Source organism: Pseudarthrobacter quantipunctorum (genome assembly GCF_045291495.1).
GTDB lineage: Bacteria > Actinomycetota > Actinomycetes > Actinomycetales > Micrococcaceae > Arthrobacter > Arthrobacter quantipunctorum.
In genome coordinates this window covers 3,677,504-3,703,155 of the sequence record NZ_CP148033.1, presented here as the reverse complement: position 1 = coordinate 3,703,155, position 25,652 = coordinate 3,677,504, and the positions used below count along the sequence as shown (strand labels likewise).

Annotated in this window: 19 protein-coding genes; 13 read left to right on the top strand and 6 right to left on the bottom strand. The window is 67.3% G+C overall.

Annotated elements, in window-relative coordinates:
• The first annotated feature begins 42 nt into the window (after positions 1–42).
• From WHH00_RS16870 to WHH00_RS16860, 3 genes are all read left to right on the top strand, one after another.
• Positions 43–2,337: a glycoside hydrolase family 78 protein gene (locus tag WHH00_RS16870; protein WP_406634575.1), complete on the top strand. Its 2,295-nt coding sequence runs from the start codon at positions 43–45 to the stop codon at positions 2,335–2,337.
• On the top strand, positions 2,337–3,299 hold the full coding sequence (locus WHH00_RS16865; RefSeq protein WP_406634573.1) for a glycoside hydrolase family 43 protein: 963 nt from the start codon (positions 2,337–2,339) through the stop codon (positions 3,297–3,299). Before WHH00_RS16870 ends, WHH00_RS16865 begins: the two co-directional genes overlap by 1 nt.
• Before the next feature lie 90 nt (positions 3,300–3,389).
• The gene (locus tag WHH00_RS16860) at positions 3,390–4,877 is read left to right on the top strand and encodes a family 43 glycosylhydrolase (protein ID WP_406634571.1); all 1,488 of its coding nucleotides are present in this window, start codon (positions 3,390–3,392) and stop codon (positions 4,875–4,877) included.
• A 29-nt stretch (positions 4,878–4,906) separates the two neighbouring features.
• On the opposite strand, the gene WHH00_RS16855 is transcribed toward WHH00_RS16860, so the two are convergent.
• On the bottom strand, positions 4,907–5,737 hold the full coding sequence (locus WHH00_RS16855) for an IclR family transcriptional regulator (RefSeq protein WP_350001143.1): 831 nt from the start codon (positions 5,735–5,737) through the stop codon (positions 4,907–4,909).
• Between the two features lie 153 nt (positions 5,738–5,890).
• Here WHH00_RS16855 and WHH00_RS16850 point away from each other — a divergent pair, with 153 nt between their 5' ends.
• The 7 genes from WHH00_RS16850 (at position 5,891) to WHH00_RS16820 (ending at position 15,576) form a co-directional block, all read left to right on the top strand.
• The gene (locus WHH00_RS16850) at positions 5,891–8,647 is read left to right on the top strand and encodes a family 78 glycoside hydrolase catalytic domain (protein WP_406634568.1); all 2,757 of its coding nucleotides are present in this window, start codon (positions 5,891–5,893) and stop codon (positions 8,645–8,647) included.
• Complete coding sequence (locus WHH00_RS16845) at positions 8,644–9,621, top strand: alpha/beta hydrolase fold domain-containing protein (protein WP_406634566.1); 978 nt, start codon at positions 8,644–8,646, stop codon at positions 9,619–9,621. The genes WHH00_RS16850 and WHH00_RS16845 overlap by 4 nt, the downstream gene beginning before the upstream one ends.
• Entirely contained in the window at positions 9,618–10,586 is a 969-nt protein-coding gene (locus tag WHH00_RS16840) for an alpha/beta hydrolase (protein WP_406634564.1), read from the top strand. The genes WHH00_RS16845 and WHH00_RS16840 overlap by 4 nt, the downstream gene beginning before the upstream one ends.
• Before the next feature lie 126 nt (positions 10,587–10,712).
• Entirely contained in the window at positions 10,713–11,603 is an 891-nt protein-coding gene (locus tag WHH00_RS16835; protein WP_406634562.1) for an alpha/beta hydrolase fold domain-containing protein, read from the top strand.
• 55 nt (positions 11,604–11,658) lie between these two features.
• On the top strand, positions 11,659–12,558 hold the full coding sequence (locus tag WHH00_RS16830; protein WP_406634560.1) for a fumarylacetoacetate hydrolase family protein: 900 nt from the start codon (positions 11,659–11,661) through the stop codon (positions 12,556–12,558).
• Positions 12,558–14,354 (top strand): FAD-dependent monooxygenase, encoded by a 1,797-nt coding sequence (locus WHH00_RS16825; RefSeq protein ID WP_406634558.1) that lies wholly within the window; start codon positions 12,558–12,560, stop codon positions 14,352–14,354. Before WHH00_RS16830 ends, WHH00_RS16825 begins: the two co-directional genes overlap by 1 nt.
• Positions 14,332–15,576, top strand: coding sequence for a DUF3500 domain-containing protein (locus WHH00_RS16820; RefSeq protein ID WP_406634556.1), 1,245 nt, complete (start codon positions 14,332–14,334; stop codon positions 15,574–15,576). The genes WHH00_RS16825 and WHH00_RS16820 overlap by 23 nt, the downstream gene beginning before the upstream one ends.
• A gap of 121 nt (positions 15,577–15,697) precedes the next feature.
• Here WHH00_RS16820 and WHH00_RS16815 read toward each other — a convergent pair whose 3' ends face one another.
• Together WHH00_RS16815 and WHH00_RS16810 are read right to left on the bottom strand one after the other, a co-directional pair.
• Positions 15,698–16,768: a quercetin 2,3-dioxygenase gene (locus WHH00_RS16815; RefSeq protein WP_406634554.1), complete on the bottom strand. Its 1,071-nt coding sequence runs from the start codon at positions 16,766–16,768 to the stop codon at positions 15,698–15,700.
• A gap of 162 nt (positions 16,769–16,930) precedes the next feature.
• Positions 16,931–17,230: a DUF4193 domain-containing protein gene (locus WHH00_RS16810; RefSeq protein ID WP_231456164.1), complete on the bottom strand. Its 300-nt coding sequence runs from the start codon at positions 17,228–17,230 to the stop codon at positions 16,931–16,933.
• A 129-nt stretch (positions 17,231–17,359) separates the two neighbouring features.
• Here WHH00_RS16810 and WHH00_RS16805 point away from each other — a divergent pair, with 129 nt between their 5' ends.
• On the top strand, positions 17,360–17,968 hold the full coding sequence (locus WHH00_RS16805; RefSeq protein ID WP_406634552.1) for a TetR/AcrR family transcriptional regulator: 609 nt from the start codon (positions 17,360–17,362) through the stop codon (positions 17,966–17,968).
• Positions 17,965–18,975, top strand: a complete 1,011-nt coding sequence (locus WHH00_RS16800; RefSeq protein WP_406634550.1) for a DMT family transporter — start codon at positions 17,965–17,967, stop codon at positions 18,973–18,975. The genes WHH00_RS16805 and WHH00_RS16800 overlap by 4 nt, the downstream gene beginning before the upstream one ends.
• Here the strand turns inward: WHH00_RS16800 and WHH00_RS16795 are convergent.
• Both WHH00_RS16795 and WHH00_RS16790 read right to left on the bottom strand, forming a co-directional pair.
• The gene (locus WHH00_RS16795; RefSeq protein ID WP_406634548.1) at positions 18,892–19,185 is read right to left on the bottom strand and encodes a DUF3040 domain-containing protein; all 294 of its coding nucleotides are present in this window, start codon (positions 19,183–19,185) and stop codon (positions 18,892–18,894) included. The genes WHH00_RS16800 and WHH00_RS16795 overlap by 84 nt on opposite strands.
• A gap of 102 nt (positions 19,186–19,287) precedes the next feature.
• Complete coding sequence (locus WHH00_RS16790) at positions 19,288–19,812, bottom strand: DUF488 family protein (protein WP_406634546.1); 525 nt, start codon at positions 19,810–19,812, stop codon at positions 19,288–19,290.
• A gap of 232 nt (positions 19,813–20,044) precedes the next feature.
• On the opposite strand from WHH00_RS16790, the gene malQ reads away from it, so the two are divergent.
• Positions 20,045–22,279: a 4-alpha-glucanotransferase gene (gene malQ, locus WHH00_RS16785; protein WP_406634544.1), complete on the top strand. Its 2,235-nt coding sequence runs from the start codon at positions 20,045–20,047 to the stop codon at positions 22,277–22,279.
• 125 nt (positions 22,280–22,404) lie between these two features.
• On the opposite strand, the gene WHH00_RS16780 is transcribed toward malQ, so the two are convergent.
• On the bottom strand, positions 22,405–25,521 hold the full coding sequence (locus tag WHH00_RS16780; protein WP_406634542.1) for an alpha-amylase family glycosyl hydrolase: 3,117 nt from the start codon (positions 25,519–25,521) through the stop codon (positions 22,405–22,407).
• Between the last annotated feature and the right edge of the window lie 131 nt (positions 25,522–25,652).

Genomic DNA, 25,652 nt, shown 5'->3' with positions numbered 1-25,652 from the left:
AGAACGTCAATGCTTACGAGTACAGAAACGGAAAACCATCCCATGCCACTGGCACCCTGGCAAGCAGCCATGATCACCCCCGCCGAGGACTTCGACGGCGCCCCGTTCCTGCGGAAGGAGTTCCAGCTCGCGGAGGGGCACGGCGGCGTAGCCTGGGCCACCCTGCGCGCCACGGCTTTTGGCGTCTATGAGGCGCTCATCAACGGGGTTCCCGTGGGTGAGGACGTACTGAGCCCCGGCTGGAGCTCGTATGAATGGCGGCTCCGCTACCGCAGCTACGACGTGACGTCCCTGCTGGGGCCCACCACGGTGATCGGGGTGTCCCTGGGGAACGGCTGGTACCGCGGGCGGCTGGCGTGGCACGGCATGTCCAACCTTTACGGGGACAAGTTGGGTTTCTTCGGGCAGCTGGACATCGAGTTCGAGGACGGATTCGTCCAGTCCGTCGCCTCGGATTCCTCCTGGCAGTCCGGCCCCTCCGGCACCACGTTCAACGACCTCTATGACGGGCAGACCATCGACGCACGCCGGAACCAGCCAGGCTGGGCTGAGCCAGGTTTCGACGCCGGCAGCTGGGCCGGGGTGCGCGCCCTGGAGTTCGACGCCGGCCGGCTGGCTGAGCCGGTCGGCCCGCCGGTCGTGCGCACCGGCGTCGTCAATCCTGTGAAGGTGTTCACCTCGCCCAGCGGCAAAACACTGGTTGACTTCGGCCAGAACCTGGTGGGCTGGCTCCGGTTCACAGTCCAGGGCGAGGCAGGGCAGAGCATCACCGTGCGCCATGCCGAGGTGCTGGAGGACGGCGAGCTGGGCGTGCGTCCGCTCCGCTCTGCCAAGGCCACGGACACGTTCATTCTCTCCGGCGGCGAGGACTTCTTCGAACCGACCAAGACGTTCCACGGCTTCCGCTATGCAGAAATCTCCGGCTGGCCCGGCACGCTCACCGAGGATTCGCTGGAGGCAGTGGTGGTCCACTCGGACCTTGAGCGCACCGGCACCTTCGAGTGCTCCAACGAACTGGTGAACAAGCTGCACCGCAACATCGTCTGGGGCCTGCGGGGCAACTTCCTGGACCTGCCCACGGACTGCCCCCAACGGGACGAACGGCTCGGCTGGACAGGCGACATCGCCGTCTTCGCGCCCACCGCGGCCTTCCTCTACGACGTCAAGGGCTTCCTGCAGGACTGGCTCCTTGACCTTGCCGCCGAGCAGAAAGCGGCCGACGGCCTGGTACCCATCACCGTCCCGGACGCCCTGAAGTACTGCCCGCAGCCGCCCGAGTTCCCAAAGCTGGAATCCTCCGCGCTCTGGAGCGAGGCGTCCGTGTGGGTTCCCTGGGCACTGTGGGAGGCTTACGGCGACACCACCGTCCTGGAGAACCAGTACGAATCCATGGCCTCGCACACGCGCCGGGTGGAGGGCCTGCTCTCGGACACCGGACTCTGGGATACGGGTTTCCAGTTCGGCGACTGGCTGGACCCCGACGCCGAGCCGGACAAGCCGTGGGACGCAAAGGCGGACACCGGCGTGGTAGCCACCACGTGCATGTTCCGCACCGCCTACATCACCGCCCAGACGGCACGGCTGCTGGGCCGCCAGGCGGACGCGGAGTACTTCGAACAGCTGGCCGCGCGCGTCCAGGCCTCCTTCCTGGAGCACTACGTGTCCGGCGACGGCACAATCCACAGCGACTGCACCACGGTCTACGCGCTGGCGATTGCCTTCGGGATCCTTCCCAGCCGGGCGCACGTCGACTTCGCCGGAGAACGCCTCGCCGAGCTGGTCCGGAAAAACGACTACCGCGTCTCCACCGGCTTCGCCGGCACCCCCTTCATCACCCACGCCCTCACCGACACCGGACACGCTGACGAGGCCTACCGCCTGCTCCTCGAGGAAGGCTGCCCGTCCTGGCTCTACCCGGTGACCATGGGCGCCACCACGGTGTGGGAGCGCTGGGACTCGGTGCTGCCGGACGGCACCATCAACCCGGGCGAGATGACCAGTTTCAACCACTACGCCCTGGGCGCGGTGGCGGACTGGATGCACAAGACGGTCGGCGGTATAAAGCCTTTGGCGCCCGGATATGCCAAGGTCCTCATCGCACCCGTACCTGGGCAGGGCATCGACTGGGCCAAGACCTCACTGAAGACCCCGCACGGAACCATCCGAGTGGAATGGAGGCTCGACGACGGCGCGTTCCACCTCGAGGCGACCGTACCTGAAGGGGTGGAGGCCGACGTCGTACTTCCGGACGGTGAGCCCCGCACCTTCCAGGGCGGCACCCACAGCTTTGATCACCGTATTGTGGCCGCCAACCTGAACAACCAGGGAAGCCGCTGATGGGCCGGAGCGGCCAGCCGGAGACCATTCAACAACTGCGCCTCGGAGAGATCCGGATGCGCGACCCGTTCCTACTCGAGACGGTTCCAGGTGAGTTTGTCCTGTTCGGAACCAGCGACGAGAACGTCTGGGGCGGACCAGCGACTGGCTTCGACTGCTACACCAGTAAGGACCTCGATCATTGGGATGAACCCATCGCCGCGTTCCGCCCACCACCGGGCTTTTGGGCGGATACCCAGTTCTGGGCGCCGGAGGTTCATGCTCTGGAAGGACGGTTCTTTATGTTCGCCACCTTCGCTACCTCCACCCGTGCGCGCCCCCGTGGAGTCGCAGTCCTTGTCTCGGACCATGCCACTGGCCCCTACCAGCCATGGAGTGACGGGCCGGTGACACCGGCAAACGAATCGTGCCTGGACGGAACCTTTTACGTCGATGATGACTCCACGCGCTGGCTTGTCTATAGTCGCGGGACGGAAGGGACATCCGACAGCCTGGGGATCGCCGACGGTGAAATGTACGCCCTCCGGCTGTCACAGGACCTGCGCGCCGGCGTTGGTGAGCCCATCCTGTTGTTCGCCGCCTCCTCGGCGGGCTGGACCCGGCCGCTGCGGTTTCCAGAAGGGGTGGAACCTCCGAAGGGCCTGCACCTTGCCAAAGATCCCCTGTTCACCGACGGGCCCTTCCTGCTCCGCTCAAACGAGGGGACTCTGCTGATGCTTTGGTCGAGCCATGGTGAGGCAGGGTACGCGATGGGCATCGCCGAGTCGGAGGGCGGAACCATCACGGGGCCCTGGATTCAGCACGAGGACCCCCTGTGGTCCAGCAACGGAGGTCACGGCATGGTTCTCCGCGCGTCCACCGGGCGAGACTACCTGGCCTTCCACTGGCCGAACAACACCCCGGACGAACGCGTCCAGCTCACTGAGGTCCACATCAACGGGGCCACCATAAAGATCCTGTGATCAAGGCCCCGTACTGAAGCCAGGCTTGTCCGGATCCCGGCAGGCAGGCCCCATGCCACACCGCTTTCCCGATCAGGAGACGCCCACCCTATGTACTCCAACCCCATCCTTCCCGGCTTTAACCCGGATCCGAGCATCGTCAGAACGCCGGACGGCTACTACGTTGTCACGTCCTCCTTCGAGTACCTTCCCGCGCTTCCCATCTATCACAGCATGGACCTGGAAAGCTGGCGGCTTGTCGGCCACGTGGCCACGCGTGAGCACCAGGTCCAGCTTGCGAACGTACCCACGCCGGGAGGTGTCTGGGCACCAACACTGCGGCACCGCGATGGTGTGTTTTACCTGATCGTCTCTGTGTTCCTCGGCGGCCGCGGGTGCGTCCTGTTCACGGCCACCGATCCCGCCGGGCCTTGGAGCGACGGAACGGTCATCGCGTCCGTCGACGGCATCGACCCCGATCTCGCCTGGGACGATGAGGGGACCGCGTATGTGACGTTCGCCCGGCACCCTGATGCGATCCAGCAGGTCCGGGTGGACCTCGCCACCGGTGAAGCGCTGGAAGCGCCACGCCCCTTGTGGCCCGGCAGCGGGCTCTATGCGCCCGAAGGCCCGCACCTCCACCGGCGCGGCGAGTGGTGGTACCTGCTCGCGGCTGAAGGCGGGACCGACCGCGGCCATGCCGTCACAGTCGCCCGCTCACGCCGGCCGGAAGGCCCCTTCGAACCGGCACCGAACAACCCGATCCTCACTGCGGCGGGGAAAGGATCACCGGTGCAGAACACCGGACACGCGGACCTTTTCGAACTTCCCGACGGCGGAACAGGCATGACCCTGCTGGGCGTCCGTCCGGTAGGGCTCACGCAGGCATTCTCACCCCTGGGCCGGGAGACCTTCCTGACCACGGTGGAGTGGATCGACGGCTGGCCCCATGCCCGCCTCCCGCACGTTGCCGGCACAGGCCCGGAACAGATCGAGTACGACTTCGCCAACGGCGCAGGCCTGGAAGATCCTGCCTGGATGGCCGTCCGCAGGATGCCCTCAGAATTCGCTCACCCCACACCCCGCGGCTTGGTTGTCCGGGGCGAAGGGAACACGCTGGACGCACCCCGGCCCAGCTTCCTCGCCCAGCGGCAGCGCCACCTCGGCATCGAATGCAGGGTGGTGCTCGATGTCAGTGCCGGCACTGGCGGCCTCGCCGTGCGCAACGCCGAGGATAACTGGTTCGGCATTGAAGCTGCACGGGAAGGCGAAGCCATCAGGGTCACGGCCCGCGCGGTCGTGGCGAGCTTCGAACGCTCCTGGGAGGCCAAGGTGCCGGATGGGGACCTTGAGCTGGCAATTCTGACAAGCCCGCCACCGCGGGATTTCAGCGCGGGTGCCGTAGGCGGCGACAGAATCCGCCTTCTCGTCCGTTCCTCAGCGCCCCACTCCAGCACAGAGGAGGTGCTGCTCACTGAACTCGACGGCAGGCACTGGTCCTTTGAAACCGCCAAGGCGTTCACGGGTAGGGCCTTCGGTGTTTTCGCCATCGAAGGCGAAGTCCTGGTACGGCGGCTGGACTACTGCGGCGCAGACTGACCAGCCCGGACAACCGGGGCCAGCGCATCCTACCCCTGGGAGTGGGTCCGCACGTCGGGGCTGACCTCCGCGTGGTGGCCCAGGTTCCTCGAGACGGCGCGTGCCGCGGCGCGGACTGCCGGGGCCAGGACGTTCGGGGGAGTGGACCCGTCCGGGACCACGATGGACAGCGCGGCCACCACCGAACCCTGGGCGTCGAATACGGGCGAGGCAACCGAAACGGTCCGGGAGGGCAGGCTGCGGCGAATCATCGCGATCCCCGTGCGCCGAACATCGGAGAGCGTGCGGCGCACCTGGCCCTCGGGCATGTCCGGAACTCCGGGCTCGTTTTCGGGAGGCTTCCGCAGGATGGCCTCCTGGAATTGTTGGTCAGCGCCTGCCAGCAGGACCAGGCCGACGGCGGTGGACCGCAGCGGAGCCCGGCCGCCCACCCGGTACGCCACCTCGGTTGCGTCCTTGGAGGACAGCCGTTCGATCAGCACCGCCTGTTCGTTGTCGCGGACGGCCAGCAGGACGTGGTGCCTGGTCACCTCGAAAAGGTCCTCCAGGTAAGGGAGCGCGATTTCCCGCACGCCATGCCCGCGCGGCGACAGCGACGCGACCTCCCACAGCCGGACCCCCACAACGTACCGGCCGTCGTCGAGCCTTTCCAGGGCGCCCCAGGCAACCAGCCGGGCAATCAGCCGCAGCGCGGTGGGTGCGGGCATCCCCGCATAGCGGGCCATCTCGGACAGCGTCAGGGCGCGACGGCGGTCGGAGAAGACTGCGAGCAGGCTGAGGGCGCGGTCCACCACCGGTTCGCCCTGCTTGGGCCGCTTTCCGCGGGCGGGGGTGGTTTCGGTGTCCGGCTGGACGGTCATGGCTTGCTTCCTTGCAGTGTTTGTACGTGAGTTGCGTTGATACGTGAGCTACCCCACAATACTATTCCAACCAATGAAAGTCGGCTGTGGGGTGCAGGTGCCCGCGCAGGAAGCTGGAACAGTTACTGCCACACGTTCAGGAGCCCGCCCGCAATGACCTCCTCCAGCCTCGACGCCGACGTCGAAACCCAGCCCAGGGAACGGCCGGCACCCACCCGGCTCCGCGTTGAATACCTGAAAGAGGCCTTTGGAATCACGGCAAGTGCACCGCGGATGAGCTGGGCCCCGCCGGCCGGCACGGTGCAGCAGACGGCATACCGGATCACGGCGGACAACGGCTGGGACACGGGAAAGGTCACCTCTGCCCGGCACCAGTTGATCCCCTACACCGGCCCGGCGCTGCAGTCCCGCAGCCGGTTCGAGTGGCGGGTGCGCACCTGGAACACCGACGCCGACGGCACCGAAACGGCGAGCGCATGGTCCGATCCCATGCCGGTGGAGCTGGGACTCCTGCACGCCTCTGACTGGACGGCGCAATGGATCGGCCCGGAAGAACCGGACGTTCCGGCCCGCGAAGAACGCCCCGGTTACGCCCTCCACAAGGCCTTCACCTTGGACACGGTTCCGGAAACTGGCCGCGCGTACGCCACCGCCCACGGCATCTACGAGCTGTTCCTGAACGGCGTGCGCGTCGGTGACCAGCAGCTCACCCCCGGCTCCACCAGCTACAACACCACCCTCCAGTTCCAGGCCTACGACATCACGGGACTGCTCCGCCCCGGCGGCAACACCATTAGGGCCGTCCTCACCGACGGCTGGTACCGCGGAACCTTCGGATACACGCGCGACGCCGACATGTACGGCAGCAGCACGGCCCTCCTTGCGCAGCTGGAGATACAGTCCGGGGACAACAGGACGGTCATCGGCACCGACGGGTCGTGGCGGGTGTCCCGGACGGAGATCCTGGGCGCGGACCTGATGGCAGGGCAGCGGACGGACTTCCGCGCGCTGGAGGGCACGGCCGACGACGCCGCACCTTGCGCAAGTGCCGCGGCGGAGGCCGGTGCCGCCGTCGTCCTTAACTGCAGTTACGGAACACTGACCGGCCCGGTGGCCCCGCCCACCCGGATCGTGGAGGAATTCCCGCCGGTCTCCGTCACCAGGCTGGCCAGCGGCCGCCAGGTGGTGGACTTCGGCCAGAACATCCACGGCTGGGTGCGGCTCTCCACGCTGGGCGGGCCGGGCGAGGCGGTAACCCTCGTGTACGGCGAAGCTCTTGATGCCACAGGCGATGTTACCCAGGACCACCTGCGCCCGCACGACTTCCGGCGCCCGGGCCAGTTCCTGCCTGCCGGCCAGGTTGACGTGGTGACGGCGTCGGGCGCTCCGGGGGAAGTGTTCGAACCCCGCCATACCACCCACGGCTTCCAGTACGTGTCCGTCCAGGGCCTCACCACGGACCTGGCGGCGGAAGACATCACCGCCTGTTTGGTCCACACGGACCTGGAACCCGTGGGCAGCTTCACCTGCAGCGACCCGCGGCTCAACAAGCTTCATGACATCGTCCAATGGAGCTTCCGGGACAACGCCTGCGAGGTTCCCACCGACTGCCCGCAACGCGAAAAGGCAGGCTGGACCGGGGACTGGCAGCTGTTTGTGCCCACCGCCGCGTACCTCTACGACGTCACCGGTTTCTCGCGGAAATGGCTCCGGGATGTCCGCGCCGACCAGTGGGAAAACGGCGTCATCGTTAATATCTCGCCGTCTCCGGGCCCCGGGTTTACCTCCGCTGAGTTCATGGCGTTCACCAACGGGTCCTGCGGCTGGGGCGACGCGATCGCGATGGTGCCGTGGGAGTTGTACCTGGCTACCGGTGACGCGGGGATCCTGGCCGAAAACTGGGACGCGATGAACCGTTGGCTTGGCTTTGTCCGGACCACTGCGGAAACCCAGCGGCACCCGTCAGTCACCGCCGCCGGCGCGGTTCCAGCGCCGCACGAAAAGTACCTGTGGGACACCGGTTTCCACTTCGGCGAATGGATGGAGCCGGACGGTCCGGAACCGGACCTGTTCGCCGCCCGCTCCGCAGACCACGGCATCGTGGCAACCGCCTATTACCGGAACACCACTGCGGTCATGGCCCAGGCTGCTGCGGTCCTGGGCAGGCCGGAGGAAGCGCGGGCGCTGGCAAACCTTTCGGAAAACATCCGGCAGGCGTGGGAAAAGGAATACCTGGACCCGGCCGGCCAGGTAACCCAGCCAAGCCAGGCGAACTGTGTCCGGGCGCTCGCCTTTGACCTGGTCAGCCCGCAGCACCGTTCCAGCGTTACCGCCCAGCTGGTTTCACTCATCCGGGAAGCCGGCACCCACGTGGGCACAGGCTTCCTGGCCACGCCCTACCTGCTGCCCGTCCTGGCGGACAACGGTGAACTGGACCTCGCCTACGAACTCCTCATGCAGGATTCCGAGCCCTCATGGCTGGTCATGGTGGACCGCGGTGCCACCACCATGTGGGAGCTGTGGAACGGCCTCGACGCCGGCGGCGCCCCGCACCAGTCCCTGAACCACTACAGCAAGGGCGCTGTGGTGTCCTTCCTGCACCGCTACACGGCCGGCCTCCGGCAGGCGCCCGGCAGCGCGGGGTACCAACGGATCATCATCGAGCCGCGGCCGGGTGCCGGCCTGTCCTCCGCTGCGACGTCCCATACGGGTCCGCAGGGACGCATTGACGTGGCATGGGAGATCGACGACGGCGTGCTGGCACTTGGCGCCACGGTACCTTCCGGCACCACCGCCGAAGTCCGGCTTCCCGGTGAACCTGTAGCCGTCGTCGGCCCGGGGGCCCATTCCTTCCTTGCCGCCGACGGCAGCAAGAGTCCACACTTCCACCCAGCAAGGAGCACACTATGACCGCGGTTCCAGCCACCGAGACGCTTGACACCACCCGCCCGGGCGGCGTGGACGTTCCGCCGTTCCCCGTCTTCGACGCACCGGGTGTTCCCGAAAACGCCTCGGACGTTTCCGCGGTGCACCGGGAAGTCACCTACGCACGTGCCATGGGTTTCCGGCCGTTGAAGATGGACATCTGGCTGCCCCGGCAGGCAACCGGCCCCGTTCCGCTGGTGGTGTGGGTGCACGGCGGCGCCTTCCAGCTGGGGGACCGTCGCGAGCTGCCGCCCACCTTTGCCCCCGACTCCGTGTTCCGGCTGCTCAATGAGGCCGGCATCGCCTGCGCCACAGTCGACTACCGGCACTCGCTGGAAGCACCGTTTCCGGCGCAGCTGCACGATCTGAAGGCGGCCGTCCGCTACCTGCGGAAATTCTCGGCGGACCTCGGCGTGGACCCTGCCCGCTTCGGAGCCTGGGGTGAGTCTGCCGGCGGCCACCTCGTGGCCACGCTCGGACTGACCGGGAACCGGCAGGACCTTGACGGCGGCCTGGGTGCGCAGGGGCACCCAAGCGGCGTCAGCGCCGTCGTCGACTTTTACGGCGTCTCCTCACTGGTGGATATCCCGCCCATGGACACTCCGGACGGACTCTTTCCGCCAGCTTTGACGGCAGCGGTTCCGGCAGGGATGTCCCTGCAGCCCGGACCGATGCTGGTGGGCGGCTCCGCCAACCGGGACCTGCTCGCGGCCGCCAGCCCGGTCAGCTACGTCTCGCCCGGCGCGCCGCCGTTCCTGCTGGTCCATGGCGACAGCGATGGCCTGGTGCCGCATGCCCAGACCGACCTCCTCGCGGCCGCGCTCGCGGACGCCGGAGTAGAGCATGAGGTGGTGACCATCAAAGGCGGGGACCACTGCTTCTTTGGTGCGGAGGACCAGCTGGACGCCATCCTGGCCGCCGCCGTCGACTACTTCTCCCGGAAGCTGGGAACACCATGACACCACGAACAGAACCAGCACCTACTTCCCCCGAGGCTGCCCCGGCCGGGACGCACGGACAGATCGCCGCCGGTTTCGCCGAATACCTTGCCAGCCCCGAGGGGCCGCAGTTCCTCAACCCGGACGCCGTCCGGACCCCGGGGCCTGATGTCCCCATCCGCACCGTAGAGGCCGTCGGGCGGCACGGTCCGGTGGCCGTCCGGATCTATGGCGAACCGGCCGGCACGGACAGCCCCGCCCTCGTGTGGTTGCACGGCGGCGGATTTGTCAGCGGCAGCGTGGACATCCCCGAATCCGATTACCTGGCACGGGTACTGGCGGACCGGGGCACGCCGGTGCTGTCGGTGGACTACCGGCTGGCCCGCGACGGCGTGTCCTTCCCCATCCCGCACGACGACGCGTTGGCCGGGTGGTTTTGGGCCCGGAAGAACGCCGAATCCCTGGGGCTGAATCCTGGTTTGTTGTGCCTGGGCGGTGCCGGTGCCGGCGGCAACCTGGCCGTGGGCGCAGCGCTCTACCTGATCGACGCCGGCAAGCCGCTGCCTGCCAAGCTGCTGCTGGCCTACCCCTTCCTGGATGCCGAGCTCCCGCCGCCGGCCGGCGGACTGGACGAGGCGGTCATGGCGGGGCTTCCGCGCCACCTGCGGTTCACCCTGGAGGACTGCATCCGGACGGCGGAAAATTATGTTGGCGGCCCGGTCAGCATGGCACCGTCCTACGCGATGCCCGGCTACGCCGATCCCGCCGGGCTTCCACCCACCGCGCTGCTTGCCTGCGAGTACGACGACGCCCGCGGCTCCACCGAGCTCTTTGCCTCGGCTTTAGAGCGCGCCGCGGTTCCGGTGTCCCTCTTCCTTGCCGAAGGCGCTGTCCATGGCCACCTCAACCACACCGCCGGCCTGCCGGAAGGGCAGGCGGCCCTGGACTTCCTGGCCAGGGAACTGGCTGCCGCCACGGCAGCGTGATGCTGTTTCATTCAGTGAAACCGCCCACGCGGACACCGCCAGCCATGCCCCACAGTTGAGTGAAGACGCGGTCTGCAGCAGCGGCCGGCGGGGATAGAAACGGCGCGGCACACAATGGAGTCAACGATGACGGCAGGGCAGGTCCTGAAGGGGATCGAGTTTTCCCATCCGGGGGGTGCAACCCCGTTGCTGCTGGACCTGTACCTGCCCGCCGGTTCATATGCTGGCGCTGACCAGGACTCGGAGGCAGGCGGCCCAGGATTCCCCGCTGTCATCCACTTCCACGGCGGCGGATGGCGGACGGGGGAGCGGTCATCGCTCGGACCCACCGTGGATGGCTTCGGCCTGAGCCCCATCGAGCAGCTGGTGGAAGCCGGCTTCGTGGTGGCGTCCGCCGACTACCGGCTCAGCGCCGCTGCCACCTTCCCGGCCCAGCTTTTGGACGCCAAGGCCGCAGTCCGGTGGCTCCGCACGAATGCTGCGCACTACAACCTGGATCCGGACCGGATCTACGCCTGGGGCGATTCGGCCGGCGGCCATCTGGCCAGCCTGGTGGGGCTCACAACAGGAGCCGTCGAGAAGGGAACCAGTCAAACTGACGACCGCGTCGCGGCTGTCGCTGCCTGGTACCCGCCCACGGACCTGGCCAGCATGGGACGGCAGGCCCGGCCCGACGCCGTCGCCCGCGCGGACGACCCCGGCTCCCGCGAAGCGCTGCTCATCGGCGCCCAGCCCGCCGACGCGCCCGATTTAGCGGCGGCGGCCAGCCCCATCACCTACGTGCATGAGTGCGCCCCGCCGTTCCTCCTCATCCACGGCACAGCTGACCGGTTCGTCCCTGCGGCCCAGTCCGCCAGTCTGGCCGAAGCGCTTCAAAGTGCGGGAGCCGGCGTCGAACTTCTCCTGATCGAAGGTGCGGACCACATGTGGTCCCTGCCAGACGGGAGCCAGGCCGCCGCACGGCAGGCCACCGCGGCCACCATAGATTTCTTCCGCCGCCAGGCGCAGAAGCACTGATCTCTTCGCAAACCGCCGGCCCGCTCGTGCCCGGCAAGACCTGAAAGGCCCCTCCATGCAGTTCATCGGCATCACCCACCACGGAGAACCCTGGGCAGCAGCCCTCGTGGACTCCCGGGTTTTCCCGCTCGCCCCGGTCAACGATTTCTGGTCCGACCCCAGCGGCTGGCAGGACAAAGCCGCCTCGCTCTCACCTGAGGCGCCGCCCGCTTCCACTGAGTCCGCTTCCAGCGCGGCCGACGCCGACAGCTGGCTGGAGCGGAGCAGCGTCACCGAAGTGCCCCTCGTCCCCGCCTCCGCACGGGTCATCTGCGTGGGCCTGAACTACAAGGCCCACGCAGCCGAGGGAAGCTACAAGGACCAGGAGCTGCCGCCGTACCCCACCCTGTTCGGCCGCTGGACGGCGTCCTTGTCCGTAGGCAACGTGCCGGTACCGGTACCCGCCGGTGAAGCAGGCCTGGACTGGGAGGGCGAAGTTGCCGCGTACATCGGGCAGCGGGTGGAATCCGCGGACGAGGCAACCGCGGAGCGGGCCGTCTTCGGCTACTCAACCTTCAACGACATCACCTCCCGCACCGCGCAGAAACTCACTTCGCAGTGGACACTGGGCAAGAACGGCGACTTCAGCGGCCCCCTCGGACCGCTGGTCAGCCGGGACGAGGTGGGGGACCTCCGCGACGGGCTCCAGGTCCGGACCCGGGTCAACGGCGTAGAGGCCCAGAACGGCAACACCAGGGACATGATCTTCTCCGTTCCGGAAACCATTGCGTTGATCAGCCAGACGTTCACCCTGCATCCCGGTGACGTGATCGCCACCGGCACCCCGGAAGGCGTCGGTTACGCCCGCACCCCGCAGTGGCTCCTGCAGCCCGGCGACACAGTTGAGGTGGAAATCGACAGGCTCGGCACCCTGGTCACTCCGGTGGGAGACACCTCGCTCCGGAGCCGTGCCTGATGGGCGCCCTGGCCGCCGCCGTCCGGGAGCAGATCCCGGGGGAAGCGCAGGTCCTGATTTCCGGCGGGGGGCCGAGCGGACTGTTCCTGGCCCTGGACCTCGCGGCGCGCGGCATCTCCAGCACCGTGATTGAACCCCGCGGATCCGTGGACCACACCAGGCCGCGGGCCAAAACCACCAACGCGCGCACCATGACGCACCTGCGCCGGCTCGGCCTGGCGGACGCACTGCGCGCAGCGGCGCCGCTTCCGGTGGACTATGCGCAGGACGTCATATTCTGCACCCGCCTGGCCGGACCCGCAGCCCATGAGCTGCGCCGGTTCCGGAACGCATTCCAGCTGGTTCCCGGCCGTTATGGCCCGCAGCCCGAATGCGGGCAGCAGGTCCCCCAGCCTGTCCTCGAGGAGGTGCTCCGCGCCGCCGCAGCCCGCAACCCGCTGGTGACGTTCGTTACCGGGTGGAGCGTCCTGGACGTGCAGGAACTGGAGGGCCCGGATGTCCAAGGCGCCGCAGCTCACGGTGCCGCGCCGCTGTACGCCGTGGTAATGGCGGACGCCTCCGGCAGCACGGCAACCATCCGGAGCAGATACGTGGTGGGCGCGGACGGCGGGTCCTCCGCGGTGCGCCGCAGCCTGGGTATCCGCCTGGAAGGCAGTTCTGCCGCCCTGTCCAACATCAGCATCCTGTTCCGGTCGAAGGAGCTTGGCCAGGCCATCACCCTGGATTCTGCCGTCCAGTACTGGGTGGTTGGATCAGAGGCCGCCGGCATGGTGGGACGGATGGACCTGGCTGAGACCTGGTGGGCCATCATCCAGGGCGTGGATCCCGGCAAGGATGTAGCCCCCGGCGACGCCGCGGCCCTGGTCCGTTCCCTGGTGGGCGCGGACGTGGACGTGGACGTGGTGGCCACTGATCCGTGGACAGCCCGGATGCTGCTGGCCCCCGAGTACAGCCGCGGCAACATCTTCCTGGTGGGCGATGCGGCCCACCTGAACCCGCCCTGGGGAGGGCATGGCTTCAACACCTGCGTGGGCGATGCCGCCAACCTGGCCTGGAAGCTTGCAGGGGTCATACAGGGCTGGGCAAACCCCCGGCTCCTGGACAGCTACGGCCTGGAGCGGCGCCCGGTTGCGGCGCGGACCATCCGCGACGCCGCGGCAAACGGCAAGGCCCTGGCCTACCACTTCGCCGATCCCCGGCTTGCCGGCCACGGCCCCGAGGGCGTTGCGGCGCGGCAGGCGGCGCATGAAGCCCTCGCTGTTAAGCAGAGCGAGTTTGATTCCCTGGGCCTGGTGCTGGGCTATGCCTACGCTGAGTCCCCGGCAGTGGTGCCGGACGGGGCCCCGGTCCCTGCCGAGGACCCGATCCGCTACGTTGCTTCCGCCACCCCCGGTGCACTGCTTCCGCACGCCTGGCTGCAGGATTCCACGTCCCTGTACAGCCGGCTGGGCGGCGGCTTCACGCTTATGGCCGACGACGGCGCGCCGGGCGGGATGCACGGAGGCCATGCCTTCGCAGAGGTATTGGAGGCCGGTGCCCGGCAGGGCATTCCGGTAACGGTAGCCATGGTGGGGCCGGCCGACGACGGCACCCCGCTGTCCGAACTGTGGGGCGCCCCCGCGGTGCTGGTCCGTCCCGACCAGCACGTGGCGTGGCGCGGGAGTTCAGCCGAGGCCGCAGCGGCAGCCCTGACCGTTGCAGCGGGCTTCGCACCAGCCGGGGCTTTGCCACAGGGAACATCATTCAGCAGCCAGGACGAAGCCAGGAGCAGCTATGTCGACGCCGTCATTCCGTGATTACCTCTTTGCCCCCGACCATCCCCGCGTCGCGGAGATCAGGGGCCTGGATGCCCGCGAGTACGCGGAGGCCGCCACGCGGGACTCCTTTGCCGGTCCCATGATCGAGGGCTGGAAGAAGCTGTACCCGCAACCCTTCGTGGGCATCACCAGTGACGGCGTGCGGCGTGGGGGTTTGTTCCCGCTGGCGCCGGCCCGGTCCGGCGAGGAGGCACCCACCGCTGAGATGGTGGCAGCAGCCCGGAAGCTCCTGGGGGTGGTGGCGCCCGAACAGGCGAAAAAGCTCACCTATGCCGTGGACGCCCCGGAATGGCAGAGCTGGGCCAACCCGGAATTCATGCAGCACGACACCGGCCTGCGGCTGGATGAGCTGGAAACGCCGGTCCGCGACGCTGCCCTGGCCGTGGTGGAGGCGTCCCTGAGCGCCGAGGGCTTTGACCTGGTCCGCAACCTGATGCGCATCAACGGGTTCCTGGGGGACCTGGTGGATCTGCCGCTGCTGATGAACGAGTTCAGCTACAACTTCGCGCTGTACGGCGAGCCGTCCGAAACTGAGCCCTGGGGATGGCAGATCTTCGGCCACCATGCCGCGCTCAACTGCCTGGTGGCGGGAACCCAGCTGGTGATCTCCCCGGTGTTCATGGGCGCCGAGCCGGACATGATCGACGACGGGCCGTACAAGGGCGTCCGGGTGTTCAAGGAGCGGATCGCCCTGGCCCGCGAACTGATGGAGGCACTGCCGGCGGACCTGCGGGCGGAGGCCACCGTGTATGAAGCAATGGTGGATCCGGCAATGCCGGAAGGCCGCATCCATCCCGGCGACGAACGCCATTTGGGCGGGTGTTTCCAGGACAACCGGGTGATTCCCTATGAAGGCATCCGGGTCAGCGGCATGCCGGCGGAAGCCCGCACCATCCTGGACGCCGTGGTGGACGACTTTATTGCCTACTTGCCTGCAGGCCCCCGCGCCGCCCGCCGTCGGGAGATCCGCGAGCAGTACGGCGAAACCTTTTTCAGCTGGATCGGCGGCTGGGAAGGGCAGGACGCGTTCTACTTCCGGCTGCAGAGTCCCGTGGTGGTACTGGAGCTCGACCACCACACCGGCGTCTTCCTGGACAATGACCAGCCTGCCCCGTTCCACATGCACACCGTGCTCCGCACACCCAACGGGAACGACTACGGCCGCGAACTGGTGAAGCAATATCCATCCATTGCTCCATAACTGCCGTTTTCAGGGTCCATAACGACACCTACTCAGCAGTCGATAGTTCTTAAAACCCAAATGGCCCGGACTTCCTCTCGGAGGTCCGGGCCATTGGTTTTTGAATGGGTTACTTGGAGCGCTAGGAGAGCTCCAGCGCCGTGCGGCGCTGGGGCGGCGGGCCCACCACGGTGAGGTCCATCTCTGCCTGGGCACGTCCGAAACCCTCCATGTCCATGTAGGGGGTCCCGCCTTCGGTGTACATGTAGTCGTCAGTGGGCTTGTTGAAGTACTCGAAGAACCCGTTGAACACCGACGGTGTGAGGAAGCCCAGCATCTGGGTGTTGTGGGAGTCCAGGGCGAAGGAGTGGACGGTGCCGGCCGGGGCGTGGACAAAGTCGCCCTTGGTAAGCAGCATTTCCCGGCCGTTGGCGTACAGCCACATGCGGCCTTCCGTGCAGATGAAGTTCTCCGTGTGTTCCGAGTGGAAGTGCAGCGGAATGTAGGGCGTCTTGGCTCCCTTGGTATGCACGGCGAAGTAGTTCGAGCCGGTGTTGGCCGGCCGGGACAGGTAGGTGAACATCGTCTGGTAGCTGGCCAGGCGCTCGCCCTCGTGGGCGCTGAGGAAGTAGGGGCTCTGCGTGGGCGGCAGGCCGGCGTCGTGCTTGAACGTGGGGGTAACGCGTTCCACGTCCGGGAAGGTGATGCCGAATTCAGCGCCCACCTCAGCCTGTTCCTGGCGGCCGACCGTCCGGCCTGCGCGGACCGGGGGAACGTGCGAATCGATGGGCGTGCCCACCCGCTCGTAGTAGGCCTCGGCCCCGCCCGGCGTCATCCAGTTCAGGAAGCGGGTGTAGTGGCTGGCCATCCGGTACGCGTGAGGCGTGTTCGGGGGAATGACCACAGAATCCCCAGGGGTCAGGATGCGGCTTTCGCCGGGCAGCCAGACGTGCAGGACGCCGTCGAAAACGTAGAGCGTCTTGTGCTCCACCTTGTGGCTGACGAACGGCGACTCTGCCCCCATGCCCCCCGAAATGTAGGCGGCACTGAAGATGCCGCCGGTATCCGCTGCACGGGCAATGACAGTAACCAGCTGGCCGTTAATTTCGTAGCGTGCGCCCTCGCCCGAGGCCATGTAGTAGGGGACGGCTTCGCCGGGCAGCGCGTTGGCAACCGGCAGCTGCTTGTTCATTTCCTCAACGCTGAGGGACATGGGTTCCTTCTTTCCAATCGGCCGGCCATCGCCGGAGCGTGACCTACATCATGGCTGGCGGGCACCGTTAGTCACGAGATGGGATTCCAATGAGTGAAAGCCCAACGTTGCCTAAATGGTGGCGGAAGCGGCGCAGCTCCGCTTCCGCATTGCCTGGTAAGCCTAGGACTCACACTCCTTGCAGTACTTCCGGCCGTCCTTTTCCCTGGCGAGCTGGCTTCGGTGGTGCACCAGGAAGCAGGACATACAGGTGAATTCGTCGGCCTGGACTGGCACCACCTGGATCAGCAGTTCCTCGTTGGACAGGTCCGCTCCGGGCAGCTCGAAGTTGTCCGCGAGGTCCGTTTCGTCGACGTCGGCAATGGCCTCCCTTCGGCCCGACTTCTCGGTTTTCAGCTCCTCGAAGCCGCTGTTCGGCTCTTCCTCGGGCGTTACCCGGGGAGCGTCGTAGTCAACTGACATTGGTGCGTTCTCCTGTCGGCTGGAAGCAGTTCGTCTTGAACAGAGCAACAACAGAACGTTGGGCACGGATATTCCCGAACCAAGTTCTAGGTAGACTGACCTACCTACTGCCGTTCCCGAAGGAGCCTTTTGTCTGCCCGGAGTACCGTTGCGCACACCCCTGCGCCGTCAAAGCGGCCGGCCCGCGCGCTGCTGCTTGAGGCTGCGGCGCGGCTTTTCTATTCGCGGGGCGTGGCTGCCACCGGCATCGACGCCATCACCGCCGAAGCCGGGGTGGCCAAGAAGAGCCTCTACAACAACTTCGCTTCCAAGGCTGAGCTGGTAGCTGCATACCTCGAAGCCCGGCACGCGGAATGGCTGGAGCTGTACAGGCGGCGGCTCGAAAACGCCCGGAATCCGGGCGAACGGGTGCTGGCAGTCTTTGACGCCTACGCGGACCATGCCAACGTTGCCTACCTCAACGGCTTTCGAGGATGCGGACTGCTCAATGCAGCGGCGGAGCTGCCGGCAGGTGCGCCCGGCCGGCTGGCGGTCCGGAAACACAAGGAAGAGGTTGAGGAACTGCTGGCGCGGCATGTTGCCGATTTGCTGCCGGGGGAGGAGCCGCGCGTTGCAGGGCTGGCCCGGCACCTGGCCTTCCTCTTAGAGGGTGCAATGGCCCGGGCCGGGCTTGAGGGCGACGACGCGTGCCTGAAAGAGTGCCGGATGATCGCTTCCCGGCTGCTGGCGGACCTGTGAGCGCGTCAGCGGGTTCGGCCAACGGTTCGGTAAACGGTTCGTCCAACGCGACGCTCTGGGGCGCCCTGTGCGTGGCGGCGGCTTCGGTGCTGTGGGGCACCACGGGCACGGCTGCCACCTTCGCGCCATCCGTGAGTCCGCTGGCCGTCGGTGCCGTGGCCATGGGAGTCGGCGGGCTGCTGCAGGCACTGTACGCAGCCAACGCCATAACGGGGCAGTGGCCGGGCCTGCTGGCGCGCTGGCGTCTGGTGTCGCTGGGCGCGGTGGCGGTGGCCGTCTATCCGTTGGCCTTCTACAGCTCCATGCGTCTTTCCGGCGTGGCGGTGGGCACGGTGGTATCCATCGGCTCGGCGCCGGTGGCGGCCGCACTCATCGAGCGTTTCGCCGACGGCAAACTGCTCACCCGCCGGTGGATCGCGGGAGCGGTATTGGGCGTCTCGGGCGCAGCCTTGCTGTCCTTCGCCGGGCACGCGCCCGCCGGTTCCCCCGGCGGTTCCTGGGCGTCCCTGGCCGGGATAGCCCTGGGCCTGCTCGCCGGCGCCACCTATGCCCTCTATTCCTGGGCGGCCCACCGCTTGATCGGCGGCGGGCTGTCGTCGCGGGCGGCCATGGGGGCCGTCTTTGGGCTCGGGGGGGTGCTGCTGATGCCCGTGCTGGCGGTCACGGGCAGGCCCCTGCTTGAGTCATGGATCAATTTTTCCGTGGGCGCCTATATGGCACTGGTCCCCATGTTTGCCGGGTACGTCCTTTTTGGGTGGGGCCTGGCCAGGATCCGGGCCAGCATGGCCACCGGAATATCCCTGCTTGAAACGGTGGTGGCCGCGCTGCTGGCGGTTCTGGTGGTGGGTGAGCGGCTGCCCCCGCATGGCTGGCTTGGCGCCGCCGTCGTCCTCTTCAGCCTCTTTATCCTGGCACCGCGGCAGTCAGCCCGCGTGACCCTCCGGCCGCCGTCTCCGGCCGGGGAAAGGCTTGCTGAGCAGCAGGCCGGTGCCCAGCCCCACGAGTGAAAGCCCCAGGACCACCAGCGCAACGATCTGGCCGCTGACGCCGGCGATCAGCAGCACCAGCCCGGCAAGCCCGGCGAGCGCGCCGAAAAAGAGGTCTGCCCTGAACCGGGGCGCGGGGTAGCCGGAGAGCAGCTCCATGGCCAGATGGGGGTCGTCGGCGATCAGCCCCAGCTCCAGCTCCTTGAGCAGCCGCCGTTCCTCTTCGGACATTGGCACGGGATGCCCCCGGGTTTCGGCTGAACGGGATATCGGTATTGACGCTAAAACCCCCGTGCCGCTGCGTCAAGAGGCCCGGCTGCATCGCCGCAAGCATCAATCCAGGACGTCGTACCGCAGCACATTCCCCAGGACCCTCACGCCCTGGGTGGGGACGTGCGGGGTGGACTTGGCCGGCGGCATCAGGTGTGCAACGGGCAGCCCGGCGAGCAGCAGGCAATGGTCCGCGATGAGCCTGCGGTGGCAGCGCCACCACACGGTTTCGCTGCACATGATGGCGGTCTGTTCCGACTGTGCCGCAGCAACGAGCTCTTCCGCTGCAGCGCCGAAGTCCGCGGTGCGCATGTAGGCGGCGTAGGCCCGGAACGACTCGTTGCGCAGGGCGGTATCGGGGGAGTCGGGAGGAAGCTTGCGGAAGCCGCCCAGCCGCCGTTCCCACCGGTAGCTGATTCCCGCTTCCGGCAGCCACGCCTCCATGGAGTCCTTGCCGAAGTGGGGGTGCTTCCTGCTGCCCGGACCGATCCGGACATCCACCAGCGACGTCACGCAGGCATCCTGCAGGCGCGAGGCGAACTCCGCCTGGGAAGCGGTCCCGTGGCCGACAGTGAACAGGGCCCTCACGCAAGCAATGATAGGCACGGCTCCCAGCCGTCTCCCAACAGGCCGGGGTGGGGAACCAGTCGCCGGCAAGCAGCGAGGCCCTGCGTATGACCAAGCTGGCCAGGCCTGGTTTCGTCTCTGCGCCGCCCTGCAATAATCTGAACCAATCGGTTGTGCGCGGGGGTGCAGGCGCCCGGTGCAACAGGCAGCACTGTAAGTTCGGGCCACATCACACCAGACGAGGCGGACACGCATGACGGCTTCAGACCAGCAGCACCCACAGCGCACAGGGATGCCAACAGACCCTCCCGGGCTTTCGCGCGCCGCGGGCGGTGCTACTGCCGGCGCGGCCGTGGACCCCCATCTGCTCCAGAAGCTGGCCGACGCGCATGGCGTGGGTACCTCGTTCCAGGGCTGGGATGGGCTGCCGCATACGGTGGCTGAAGAGACGCTGATCAAGGTCCTGGCCGCCTTGGGCGTGCAGGCGGACACCAACCAGGCCATCGAGGCCGCACTGGCGGAAGCTGAACTGGCCCCCTGGCGGCGGATGCTGCCCCCCGCCGTCGTAATCCAGCAGGGTGAACCCGCGCTGGTCCCGGTCCATGCGCGTGACGGCGCTGCCGTGCAGCTGGGCATTGCCCTCGAGGACGGTTCCGGTATCGATGCGGTCCAGGAGGACGTCCGGGAACAGCCGCGGAATGTCGACGGCGTGGCCACCCGGCGCCTTACCTTCGCCCTCCCGCAGGACCTGCCCCTCGGCTGGCACACCCTGACCGCCCGTGCCGGCGACGTGAGCGCGGAGGCCACCCTGGTGGTGACGCCGCGCCAGCTCACCACCGCGCAACCGCTCGAAGAGCGCCGCGGCTGGGGCTTGGCCACACAGCTCTATTCCGTCCGGTCCAGGCGCTCCTGGGGGATCGGCGACTTCGCGGACCTTGCCGACCTCGCGGCCATCAGCGGCGAACGCGGTGCCGACTACGTGCTGGTCAACCCGCTGCACGCGGCTGAGCCCGTTCCGCCGGTGCAGCCGTCCCCGTACTCGCCGTCGACGCGCCGGTTCTTCAACCCGCTCTACATCCGTATCGAAGCCATTCCCGAGCTGGGCTACCTGAAGCCGCGCCGGCGCGCCGCGGTGGAGAAGCTCCGTGAGGAAGTGTTCGGGCTTAACAAGGATGGCGCCCGGCTGGACCGGAACGCCGTCTACGCGGCCAAGCTCCAGGCCCTGGAAATGCTCTACCACGCACGGCGCTCCCCGGCCAGGCAGGCTGCCTTTGATGAGTTCTGCCGGATCTCCGGCCAAGGACTGGATGATTTTGCGCTGTGGTCCGCCATCCGGGAGGACTTCGCTCCGGATGATCCGCTGTGGACCGATCCCGCCTTCGCACTGGGCACCCGGGAGGCGGAGGCGCTGCGGGAGAAACTTGGGGACCGGATCGGGTTCCACCGGTGGCTGCAGTGGATCTGCGACGAGCAGCTCGAAGAGGCCCAGCGGGCCGCCCTCCGGTCCGGCATGCGGCTCGGCGTGGTGCACGACCTCGCCGTCGGCGTGGACCACAGCAGCGCCGATGCCTGGACACTGCGCGACGTATTGGCTCCCGCCACCAGCGTGGGTGCCCCGCCGGACATGTACAACCAGCAGGGACAGGACTGGGGGCAGCCGCCCTGGCACCCTGCCCGCCTGGCCGAGGCCGGCTACATCCCGTTCCGGAACATGCTGGCCACAGTGCTGCGGCACGCGGGCGGTATCCGAGTGGACCACATCCTTGGCCTTTTCCGGCTCTGGTGGATCCCGGTGGGAAACGCCCCGGGTGACGGCGCCTACGTCCGTTACGACCACGAGGCGCTGATCGGCATCCTCGCCCTGGAGGCGCAGCGTGCCGGAGCCGTGGTGATCGGCGAGGACCTGGGCACCTTCGAGCCCTGGGTGCGGGACTACCTGGCTGCCCGCGGCATCCTGGGGACGTCCATCCTTTGGTTCGAGTACGACGGCGACTCGCCCCTTGCGCCCGAAAAGTACCGGACGCAGGCGCTCGCCAGCGTCAATACCCATGACCTTCCGCCCACGGCCGGTTACCTGGCCGGGGACCATGTGGCGCTGCGCAGCGGGCTGGGCCTGCTGGAGCGGTCCGAGGCGGAGGAGCGGGCCGAGCACAACGCCGCCCTGGAGAAAATGCTGGCCATGGTGCGGGAGCGTGGCTACCTGCCCGGAACAACCGCTGGCGGGCATCCGGAAACGGAGGAACAGACCATCGAGGCGCTGCACCTCCTGCTCACCCAGACGCCGTCGGTCCTGCTGGGCGTTGCCCTGGTGGACGCGGTGGGGGAGCGGCGGGTCCAGAACCAGCCCGGCACCACCGAAGCGCTGTATCCGAACTGGCAGGTTCCACTGGGTGGGCCGGACGGCAAACCGGTGTTCCTTGACGATCTTCCCGCGAATGCCCGGTTCAACTCGCTGCTGGCGGCAGTGGAAGGAGCCCTGCGCAGCTAGACGCCCGCCGGCTTGTTGTCACGCACAGCAACCTGTCAGCCAGCAACGCGAGGCCACTCCCTCGACCGTCCGGAATCCGGAACGGCGAAGGAGTGGCCTCGCGTTGCTGCTAAACGCCGGTTCCGCTAGCCGGCCGTGATCACGTGCGTGAAGTGGTCGTAGCGGAAGGTGGCCAGGCCGCCGTCGTGCTTGAACACGATGTTGGAACCCGGTGAGGCGCCGCCCGCGCCGTAGCTGACATTCCAGGACCGGTCCAGGGCGGCCTTGAATTCATAGGTGCCGGCAGGCAGGGCCGACGCGGACAGCTTCCATACGAGGTCGGCCGGATCGAGCACGAGCTGTGCCTGGTCGCAGGCAGGTTCCCAGTCCGTGGCGCAGCCAAGCTCACTGTTCATGCTCCCCGCAGCCGCCACAGCCCCGGGCTGCTGGGAGGCGTAGACGGCGCTGAGCAGGTGCGTGCTGTTGTCGTAGCGGAACGTCACCGGACCGCCGGGATGGTCCAGCATGATGTTCGGCCCGTTGAACGCGCCGCCGGCACCATAGTTCTCGTCCCAGCCGCCGTTCAGCGCTGCCTTGTATTCGTACTGCCCCTCAGGAAGATCCACCGTGAGCCGCCAGATCTTGTCGGCGGGGTCGAGCACCATCATTGCCCGGGAACACGCCGGATCCCACGGTTTGGTGCAGCCCATTGCCTGGTTCAGGGAACCCGCTACTGTCACGGACTGGGGCTGCGGTGCTTCGCCCACCGTCACGGTCCGGGTTTCGCTGACCACGCTGAAGCCTGGACCGGTCATCGCGGCCCGGTAGGCCACCTTGGTACCGTCATCGAGCCCGGAGACGTCGTCCTCTGCCGCATACACGGGCGAGGAATCATCCGTGGCTACCGCAGTCCAGGCGCCGCCTGCCACGCTCCGTTCGAACGTAACTGTGTGGCTTGCCTTCTCGGGGTCCACGGTGGCACTGAGCTCCACCTGGCCCTCGGCGCTGCTGCCTTCCGCGGGCTTGTTCAGCGCCACCACCGGAGCGGGAACGCTTGCCGTGCGTGGCTGCGCGGTGGCGGTGTGCCCGCCGTTGTCCAGCACGGTGGCGCGGTACTCGACCGGCGTGCCGGCATCCAGCGCCGCCACGTCATGGAACACCTGGTACGGCGCGGTGTCGTCGGTGCCGATCGGCGCCCATCCTCCGCCTGCCGTCCTGGCTTCAAAGGTGACCTCATAGAACGAAGAACCGCCGACGTCGGCCGTCACCTTGAGGCGTCCGTTATCGCCGGGAGCCGCTGCCGGGTCCTGGAGGACGACGGCGGGCGCGGCCTTGGAGTGCGGGATCCGCCCGGAGGACTGGTAGACCACGGCGGAGAGCGGCGGGACCGTGACGGTCAGCGTGCCGGTCTCCGACGTCTTGGTTTCAGCGGCAGCGTCCCCGTAGATGCGGGTGTAGTTGCGTTTTGAGATGTAGGTGGGCACTTCTGCGGTCTGTGCCTGTTCGCTGTTGTTCAGGGCCACCACGTACTCGCGCTGGTCCCCGGCATCCGTGCGGGAGAATGCGTAGATGCCCGGGCCCTCGGAGGCGTAGCGGTGCTGGTGGGCGCCGTCGCGCAGGGCCGGGTGCTCCTTGGTGAGCGTGGCCAGTTCGCTGATCTTGTTGTACAGCGGGTGCGCGGTGTTGAAGTTGTCGGTGGCGTGCGTAGCGTCCGTGCCCAGCAGGTCGTCGTCGAGGTACTCCGGCACCTGGCTGGCGAACAGCGTCTGGCGGGCGTCCTGATCACCGCCCGGGCCGGTGAAGCCCTGCTCGTCGCCGTAATAGATGACGGGGTTGCCGCGGGAGAAGTACATGAGCTCGTGGGCCAGCTGGTCGCGGGCCACCTGCTCGGCGTCCGACGATCCGGGGTTGTCCGCGGCGATGAAGCTGCCGATGCGGCCCATGTCGTGGTTCCCGAGGAACGTTGGCAGCTGGTAGACGTTCGAGTCCGCGTCCGTGTACCAGTCATCGCCGGCGAAGAAGGTCTCCAGCGTGCGGGCGTCCTGGCTCTTGGAGGCGAAGCTGCGGGCTGCGTCCTGGAAGGGGAAGTCCAGGACGGCCTGCATCTGGTTCCGGGTTGTGAACTGGGAGGTGAAGCTCTTGGTGGTGTCGAAGACCTCACCAAACATAAAGAACTCGTCCTTGCCCTGGGCTTTGGCGTAACTCAGGACATCCGGGCCGAACTCCTGCCAGAACTCGTTGTTGACGTGCTTCATGGTGTCGATGCGGAAGCCGTCAACGCCGAAGTCACCAATCCAGGTCTTGTAGATGTCCTTCATGCCGTCCACCACGGTGGGATGCTCGGTGAAGAGGTCGTCCAGGCCGAAGAAATCGCCGTAGTAGGCGTCCTCGCCAACGAAGGTTGTGTCGCCGCGGTTGTGGTAGAGCGCGGGATCGTTCAACCAGGCGGGAACCTTCAGGTCCTCCTCGCCTTCCTCCAGGACCGGAACGTAGGGGAAGGACGTTTCCGGGTTGAGTTCCGGGAAGCTTTCCGAACCGGCGTAGTCGCGGTCGTCGAACGGCTCGCCGTCCGCGGTCTTGTACGGCACCTCGTCCTTGGAGGTGTATCCTTTGCGGACGTCTTTCCCCTCGCTGTCCTCGTAGCCGATGACATCCGCCGTGTGGTTGGTGATGATGTCAAAGTAGACCTTCATGCCACGGGAGTGGGCCTCGTCGATGAGGGCCTTCAGCTCATCATTGGTGCCGAGGTGCGGATCGATTTGGGTGAAGTCCGTAATCCAGTACCCGTGGTACCCGGCGGATTTGTCCTCGGGCTGAACCGCCTTGTTCTTGAAACTTGGGGTGAGCCAGATGGACGTGGTTCCCAACCCCTGGATGTAGTCGATTTTGTCCAGCAGGCCGGCCAGGTCTCCGCCGTTGTAGAACCCCTTTCTGGTGGGGTCGAATCCGGAAACCATGGGATCGCCGCCCAGTCCGCCGTCGTCATTTGCGGAGTTCCCGTTACTGAAGCGGTCAGCCATGACGAAATAGAAATTCTCGTCCGTGACGGGAGCGCGAAGTGAATGGAAGGCCGACGACGTGTCGGGGTCCTTGGGGCCGGGTGCGGCCTGGGCGGGGAGGACTGCCGCTGAAACCGCGACGGCGGCTGCCAGCAGCCCGGCGGCTGAACGGAAGGCGGTGGTTTTGAGGGACGTGCGGGCAGGTGGTGGAGCGGCCGATGGGCGGGTGCGCGCGGGCACGCTGGGATGGGTGCGGAATGACAAGGGGTGAGACCTTCCTGGGAGCGTCGCTGCTGTTCAGGCTTGCCGAGGGAAAACAGGCGGCAAGGAGGAGTGCGGTTCACAGGAAAGCCAGCCTTTCCGTGAGGCACGTCACAACTGTAAGCGCTTGCACG

Bases quoted from the DNA above. Each gene is read 5' to 3' on its own strand.
- WHH00_RS16840 (WP_406634564.1), top strand. From the start codon at position 9,618: ATGACACCACGAACAGAACCAGCACCTACTTCCCCCGAGGCTGCCCCG.
- WHH00_RS16870 (WP_406634575.1), top strand. From the start codon at position 43: ATGCCACTGGCACCCTGGCAAGCAGCCATGATCACCCCCGCCGAGGAC.
- WHH00_RS16820 (WP_406634556.1), top strand. From the start codon at position 14,332: ATGTCGACGCCGTCATTCCGTGATTACCTCTTTGCCCCCGACCATCCC.
- WHH00_RS16815 (WP_406634554.1), bottom strand. From the start codon at position 16,768: ATGTCCCTCAGCGTTGAGGAAATGAACAAGCAGCTGCCGGTTGCCAAC.
- WHH00_RS16865 (WP_406634573.1), top strand. From the start codon at position 2,337: ATGGGCCGGAGCGGCCAGCCGGAGACCATTCAACAACTGCGCCTCGGA.
- WHH00_RS16830 (WP_406634560.1), top strand. From the start codon at position 11,659: ATGCAGTTCATCGGCATCACCCACCACGGAGAACCCTGGGCAGCAGCC.
- WHH00_RS16795 (WP_406634548.1), bottom strand. From the start codon at position 19,185: ATGTCCGAAGAGGAACGGCGGCTGCTCAAGGAGCTGGAGCTGGGGCTG.
- WHH00_RS16850 (WP_406634568.1), top strand. From the start codon at position 5,891: ATGACCTCCTCCAGCCTCGACGCCGACGTCGAAACCCAGCCCAGGGAA.
- WHH00_RS16855 (WP_350001143.1), bottom strand. From the start codon at position 5,737: ATGACCGTCCAGCCGGACACCGAAACCACCCCCGCCCGCGGAAAGCGG.
- WHH00_RS16825 (WP_406634558.1), top strand. From the start codon at position 12,558: ATGGGCGCCCTGGCCGCCGCCGTCCGGGAGCAGATCCCGGGGGAAGCG.
- malQ (WP_406634544.1), top strand. From the start codon at position 20,045: ATGACGGCTTCAGACCAGCAGCACCCACAGCGCACAGGGATGCCAACA.
- WHH00_RS16835 (WP_406634562.1), top strand. From the start codon at position 10,713: ATGACGGCAGGGCAGGTCCTGAAGGGGATCGAGTTTTCCCATCCGGGG.
- WHH00_RS16845 (WP_406634566.1), top strand. From the start codon at position 8,644: ATGACCGCGGTTCCAGCCACCGAGACGCTTGACACCACCCGCCCGGGC.
- WHH00_RS16810 (WP_231456164.1), bottom strand. From the start codon at position 17,230: ATGTCAGTTGACTACGACGCTCCCCGGGTAACGCCCGAGGAAGAGCCG.
- WHH00_RS16860 (WP_406634571.1), top strand. From the start codon at position 3,390: ATGTACTCCAACCCCATCCTTCCCGGCTTTAACCCGGATCCGAGCATC.